Below are 6237 nucleotides of genomic sequence, written 5' to 3'. Positions count from 1 at the left end.
GTATCATTATGGGGTTAGCACTGACCGCACCTCTCATTCTGCCAACTGTTCAAGGCATGCTTATCTATGCTGCTGTTATCGGCTTGGGTTATGGCGCGTTTATGTCGGTCGATATGGCTTTGATGACGCAAGTCCTTCCAAAGGCCGATGGAGAAGCAACAGGTAAAGATCTTGGAATTCTCACCACAGCGGTCAACATCCCTCAAATCCTAAGTCCAATCTGGGCAGCGTGGCTGCTGAATATGACAGGCGATAATTACAAAGTATTGTTTATCTCTGCCATCGCATTCGTATTCGCTGGATCATTCTTTGTTTTACCAATCCGAAGCGTCAAATAGACCTCACACTTAACAGGTCGGATAAACGAAATAAAACTCTAAAGAGCACTAAGCCCATTATGCTTTGTGCTCTTTTTGCTGTTTGTATGTATGCAATTTTACAGCGATCCTCGTCTTGGCTTTTAGCCAGCCATTATCGAATATCTCTTGCGACCTTCCAATAGGCAACAAACATATAATGCTCCCCTCAATAATGATGCAATCAGAGCTTCAATTACACTCAGCATACTCAATCAGGTTCAACGCAGCATATTAACAGAAATTACGCAGTCGGCCGTAACTATATCAACAATGATTGCGCACTATCTCGACACAAAAAGCACAGAAACACGATAAGATCTCACCAGTAAATTTCATGTACACAAGAAACTAAGGCACAAAAAAAACGCGCATATCCCAATGAAATATGCGCGCCTCTTGGTCGGTTTTATTTGTTTTGTCCGTGGATAATATAAGGCTTCACCTTAATATAGGGACACAACTTTTATGAGCCTATTAAAAGTTAGCGCACCTCTCCATATTCGACAGGACCAGCAGAAGCTTCTATTCCAGCAGCCTCCATAACCCTAATGGCATCTTTAGGCCATCTATCACCGCGCACAGAGTGGTTATCAATCATTTGATTATCACCAGCACCAACAACCCAACCACCATTGTCTTCGCCTTTATTAAACCAATTATTGATTGCAACATTATCATAAGTCACACGCAGTGGCGCAGCTGAACGCACAGCATTCACATTCAGCCAGACAGATGCATCCTCTACGACATTGTTTCGAACCGTAATCCCTTTGCTACCTTCATCTAGATAAATAGCAATTCGGTCGCCAATGTTTGAAATATAGTTCTCAAAAATCCGCGTTCCTTCACTGCCAGATAGGTTATAAATTGCACCACCATCGTGAAAAAACTTCTTCACACCATGGATGCGATTGTAAGCAACGGTGACATTTCTGTGCAGTGTCGGCGTGTCATATATCAAATTTTCCAAATGATCATAATGACTTCGCGCTTTCATGCGGTAAATTGGATTACCGCCGACATCATTAATACCCCAGCCCCAACCAATATCAATTGCATCATACATTGCATCAGAAATATCGTTGTGAATGATAATTGCACTATCAAAATAAGTTGAAAGAATTGCGGAATTATCTTGATAATCTTGGCTAACTTTTTGAATGCGATTGTTCTGAATCAAAACATCTCGATTAGCCATATACGGGTCACTTGGGTGATGTGCATCGCGCTGAATGCCGCCCGCAAAAATGGCTCCGCCAGATAAATCATAAAAGACATTTCTAGTCACAGACACGCCGCGCGTGCTCAATCCAACACCGCTTGCATGCGCATTGGCATCATTGCCTACACCAAGAGCAACTTGTCCCAAATGTGCAAATATATTGCGATCAAAACTCACTCTCTCTGCCGCAGAAACCTGAACAGCACTTGGTATTTGAGACCATTCATTTCGTCTCGTCTCAAAAGCAGGACACCCCCAACTACATTCTTTTAGCGGCTCTTTAGGATACCCTTCTGTTTCACCAGTAATAAATGCTCCACTTTGCTGGTTCGCATACCCATCTGGGCTACTTGGCTGCAACCAGCTTGTGTATGAAAAGCGAAGCCCCTCAAAAGAAAGATCTCGGATCAATGTTGTTTCGCTTCCACTGATAGAAACCAAATAAGAAAGCTCAGGGAGATCAACTTGAACATTGTCCATAGATCCACCATTCGGCGGTATAACGTAAAGCTTGCCAGCTTCAGGGTCTATGAACCACTCCCCCGGATCATCAACAAAAGCGAGCGCATTGGTCAGGAAAATACTGGCATTGATGTTGTTTTCATCAAAATAAGGCGGATATGGAATCGTGTCATACCCCCAAATATTATTCTTCCACGCCGGTTGCTGCATGACCAATCGGTTGCCCTCAACATCAGCCACTGGTGAGACACGGTTTGTGAAAAGTTGAATACCGTTTATTTCCAGATATTTAGCGTCTTCAACGCGCTTTAAAATATCCGTAGCTTCACCGGATAATGTAAGCCCACTTTCATCAAAAGAAACATTTTCGCGCTCTATTTGAACACTTCCTCTCTGTCCCATTTGATTGTTGATCCACAACTGACGCGAATTCAGCCCTTTGGGAGTATCGGCCACATAAATGTTGAGGGCTTCATCATATAAGGACCATTCAGATACGCTCATTGCGCCGGAGATAACAGGATTTGTCCCCTCTTGGCCGCGCCAGGTTACAGTATACCCGTCCTGTCCACCGTCCTGCGGCCGAAACTGAAGCGACTCATCTAGCTGATATACGCCATCTGCAAGCTCAACCACGACATTATGAGTGCGATTATGACGACGCACCTCTTGTTGGGCACGCACAAGAGACGCAAAAGGCGCGTCCGATGCACCAGAATTGGCATCATTTCCATCTGGTGAGACACGAATGACAACAGGTGGTTTTGCTTCTTGCAGATCCCACGGCTGTTGCGCAAATGCAGCTCCTCCAGAGATAAAACACGACATAAGTGTGTAAATGAAAATTCGTTTCATATCTCTTCCTCCCTAAATTATATTTTCCTCCTACACTAAATTGATATATCTATTTTAACAATAGATATATCAATAACATTTATCGATAATCCTATATCACCTTGTCTTTAGGTACTTTCCCAGCAAAGAAAGCTTCCAAATTTGCCGCAGAACACATCCCCATCGCCGTCCGCGTTTCAATGGTTGCACTCCCCAAATGTGGTAACAAAACAGCATTTTCGCATGCTAAAAGCTCTGAATGCACAGCAGGTTCTTGCTCATACACATCCAAACCAGCCGCCGCTATTTTCCCTGAACTTAAGGCTTTAGCCAGAGCCTTCTCATCAATGGAACTGCCTCTAGCCGTATTCACAATGATCGATGTCGATTTCATAACGCTCAAAATTTCAGCATTGATTATATGCCGTGTATCTGCACCACCAGGGATATGGAGAGATAGAACATCCACATCTGCCGCAAGCGCCTTTAATGTAGGAAAGTATTGCGCGTCACCGGCATCCTCGGCTTCACGTCGGCTATAGTACGCTATTTTCATACCCACACCATCACGTGCACGTTGAGCAGTCGCTCGCCCAATACGGCCAAACCCGACGATACCAAGTTTTTTTCCTGCTAAACTTTGCCCTACCATGTGTGATGGACGCCAACCTGTCCATTTTCCAGCGCGTAGCTCCCGCTCCCCTTCTCCAGCACGCCGCGAGGCCATCAGCATCAAAAGCAAAGCAAGGTCAGCTGTTGCCTCAGAAAGCACGTCAGGAGTATTCGTTACAGCAATACCGGCACGCTTAGCAGCTTCCAGATCAATATGATCCACGCCCGCCCCAAAATTCGCTAAAATTGAAACCCGACAACCAGGAACTTCTATAACGTCCGCCCCTAATTTATCCGTAATTGTCGGACAAATAGCATCATATTCAGTCATAGCCTGCCGCAACTCATCAGCAGTCAACGGACGATCCATTTCATTAAGGTCAACGTCATATTGAATTTGAAATAGCGCTTCAACAGTCTCTGGTAAGCGGCGCGTCACTAAAAGACGTGGCTTATTCTGCATATTTTTTCTCCTCTGACATTACGTCATCTTTAACGATTCATCATTGTTTTGCGCGCGGTCACAATGGATATTTTCATATCTTTCAACATTTTCGATCGCTATTTCATTAATTAGAGCCCTCAAATAGAGTAAGCATCTTACAGACAATTGACGTAATTACAAATATTAGTTAGACGTTTTGAGATATCAATTAGTCTTAATAATCTTTCAAGGCGACAATGTTTTTGCTCATGCAATAAGCTAATCTGGTTTTGCAGTCAGTTTAGCGACCCAAATAAAAGGATTCGATATGAAATTGTGCCGCGTAGGTCCATCAGGTCAAGAAATTCCAGCCATCGTGGACAATGCTGGAAAATTGCGTGATTTATCATCCCATTTATCAGATATTGAGCCAAGTGCGCTTAATAAAAAGTCATTGGAAAAGATAGCCGCATTAGACTTAGAGTCTCTTCCATTGATTGAAGGTAGTCCTCGATATGGGGTCCCAGTCAGTGGCACTCGCCAGTTTGTAGCTATCGGGCTGAACTATGCTGATCATGCTGCGGAATCTAATCTTCCTATTCCCGCTGAACCGGTAGTCTTCAATAAATGGGTGAGCTGCATTCAAGGCCCGAATGACCCAGTTACAATTCCGCGCAATTCAACAAAGACCGACTGGGAAGTTGAATTGGGAGTCGTTATTGGAGAACAAGCTTCCTACGTTTCTAAGGAAAATGCGTTAGATCATGTTGCCGGTTATTGCGTCATTAACGACGTATCAGAACGTCACTGGCAAACGGAACGCGGCGATACCTGGGATAAAGGAAAAGGCTTCCCCACTTTTGGTCCAATTGGCCCCTGGCTTGTCACAGCAGATGAAGTTGGAGACCCGCAAAACCTGACTATGTGGCTGGATGTAAATGGCAAACGCCTCCAAAACGGCAGCACAAACACAATGATTTTTAATGTAGCTGAAATCGTATCATACCTAAGCGGGTTAATGACTTTGCTACCCGGCGACATCATTACAACAGGAACACCTCCTGGTGTTGGGCTAGGGCAAAAACCCGAGCCTTGGTACCTAAAAGCCGGAGATGTTGTGACACTTGGAATCGAAAGATTAGGTGAGCAGCGGCAAGAGTTCGTAGCTTGGAAGTAAAAACAAACGACACATAGGAAGAACTGATATGTCCCAATTTCCCATTATAGATCCACATATGCATTTATGGGATTTGGACAAACTTACATATCCTTGGCTCCTTCCTCCTTTTGATGAAGAGGCTGCAATTGGCAGCCTCTCATTGATTGCTAAGACATATCTAATTGACGACTATCAACGTGACGCCGCTGGATGGGATGTACGCGGAACAGTCCATATTGAGGCCGGTGCCAGTGATGCTTTGGCGGAAACCGATTGGCTGCAAGAATTAGCAAATAACGGAGAGATCGTCAGAGGCATTGTCGCCGCCGCTTCCCTAAATGCTCCTAATATAGAACCCCTTCTCGCAGCGCATGCAGAACGCAAAAATGTGAAGGGTATCAGACAAGTCATACACTGGCATTCTAATCCTAAAATTAGCACCGTCCCAAATGATATTACAACATCCGAAGCTTGGAAGGCTGGCTTTTCACATCTATCCAAATACAATTTACGCTTTGACTTACATGCATACCCTTCACAATTTATGCATTTGTCTCAACTATTCAAACACCACCCCGATATACCGGTAATTATTAATCATACGGGGCTTGGTATTCCCTCCGACGCGAACTGGAAAGACGTATGGCGCGAAGGTATGAGAGCACTGGCTGATCTTCCGCATGTTTCTCTAAAAATCGCCGGATTGGGTTTTTTATGGAACCCTTGGACAATAGATCAAATACGAGACTATGTACTGGAGGCAATAGACATTTTTGGAACATCTCGCACAATGTTCTCAAGTAATTTTCCAACAGACAAACTATTTGACAGTTTTGACCGCCACTACAAAGCATACGATCTTCTTACAAAAAACTTCTCAGAAACTGATCGATCTAAATTATTCGCAGAAAACGCAAACAAAATCTATGACCTTGGCATAGAGCTTTAGAATAGCGACAATAAAACTTCATACTGGATTACATATCAGTCCACTAGAAATACTCTTTCACCCAAACAACTATATTTCGCCCGATATTCAAACGTAATGCCTACATACATTTGCAATGTTTTGCCCGCGTTCGAAGCAAACGCTGCACTCAATACAGTAATGCTCTCGCTGCCATGCAATCTGTTCCAGAAACCATTGATTCATCCAATATTCTAT

At 43.9% G+C, this 6237-nt stretch carries 5 protein-coding genes; 3 read left to right on the top strand and 2 right to left on the bottom strand.

The window, feature by feature from the left end:
- Positions 1-338: YbfB/YjiJ family MFS transporter (locus AC5EF3_RS05810; RefSeq protein ID WP_493547375.1), on the top strand; the 338-nt coding region annotated here is incomplete at its 5' end.
- A gap of 502 nt (positions 339-840) precedes the next feature.
- Here AC5EF3_RS05810 and AC5EF3_RS05805 read toward each other — a convergent pair.
- Positions 841-2898, bottom strand: a complete 2058-nt coding sequence (locus AC5EF3_RS05805; RefSeq protein WP_493547374.1) for a right-handed parallel beta-helix repeat-containing protein — start codon at positions 2896-2898, stop codon at positions 841-843.
- Positions 2899-2989: 91 nt separating this feature from the next.
- A complete protein-coding gene (locus AC5EF3_RS05800) occupies positions 2990-3952 on the bottom strand; it encodes a 2-hydroxyacid dehydrogenase (RefSeq protein ID WP_493547373.1) in 963 nt (320 codons plus the stop codon).
- Positions 3953-4241: 289 nt separating this feature from the next.
- Here AC5EF3_RS05800 and AC5EF3_RS05795 point away from each other — a divergent pair, with 289 nt between their 5' ends.
- Both AC5EF3_RS05795 and AC5EF3_RS05790 read left to right on the top strand, forming a co-directional pair.
- The gene (locus AC5EF3_RS05795) at positions 4242-5090 is read left to right on the top strand and encodes a fumarylacetoacetate hydrolase family protein (RefSeq protein ID WP_493547372.1); all 849 of its coding nucleotides are present in this window, start codon (positions 4242-4244) and stop codon (positions 5088-5090) included.
- 28 nt (positions 5091-5118) lie between these two features.
- Positions 5119-6021, top strand: a complete 903-nt coding sequence (locus tag AC5EF3_RS05790) for an amidohydrolase family protein (protein ID WP_493547371.1) — start codon at positions 5119-5121, stop codon at positions 6019-6021.
- Positions 6022-6237: the final 216 nt, after the last annotated feature.

The organism is Hirschia sp., from assembly GCF_058892565.1.
The sequence above is the reverse complement of the archived record's forward strand: the minus strand, read 5'-3'. Positions and strand labels throughout refer to the sequence as shown.

What these genes read in the sequence shown, in the direction of transcription:
- AC5EF3_RS05805 (WP_493547374.1), bottom strand. Translation starts at nt 2,898, where the DNA reads ATGAAACGAATTTTCATTTACACACTTATGTCGTGTTTTATCTCTGGA.
- AC5EF3_RS05800 (WP_493547373.1), bottom strand. Translation starts at nt 3,952, where the DNA reads ATGCAGAATAAGCCACGTCTTTTAGTGACGCGCCGCTTACCAGAGACT.
- AC5EF3_RS05795 (WP_493547372.1), top strand. Translation starts at nt 4,242, where the DNA reads ATGAAATTGTGCCGCGTAGGTCCATCAGGTCAAGAAATTCCAGCCATC.
- AC5EF3_RS05790 (WP_493547371.1), top strand. Translation starts at nt 5,119, where the DNA reads ATGTCCCAATTTCCCATTATAGATCCACATATGCATTTATGGGATTTG.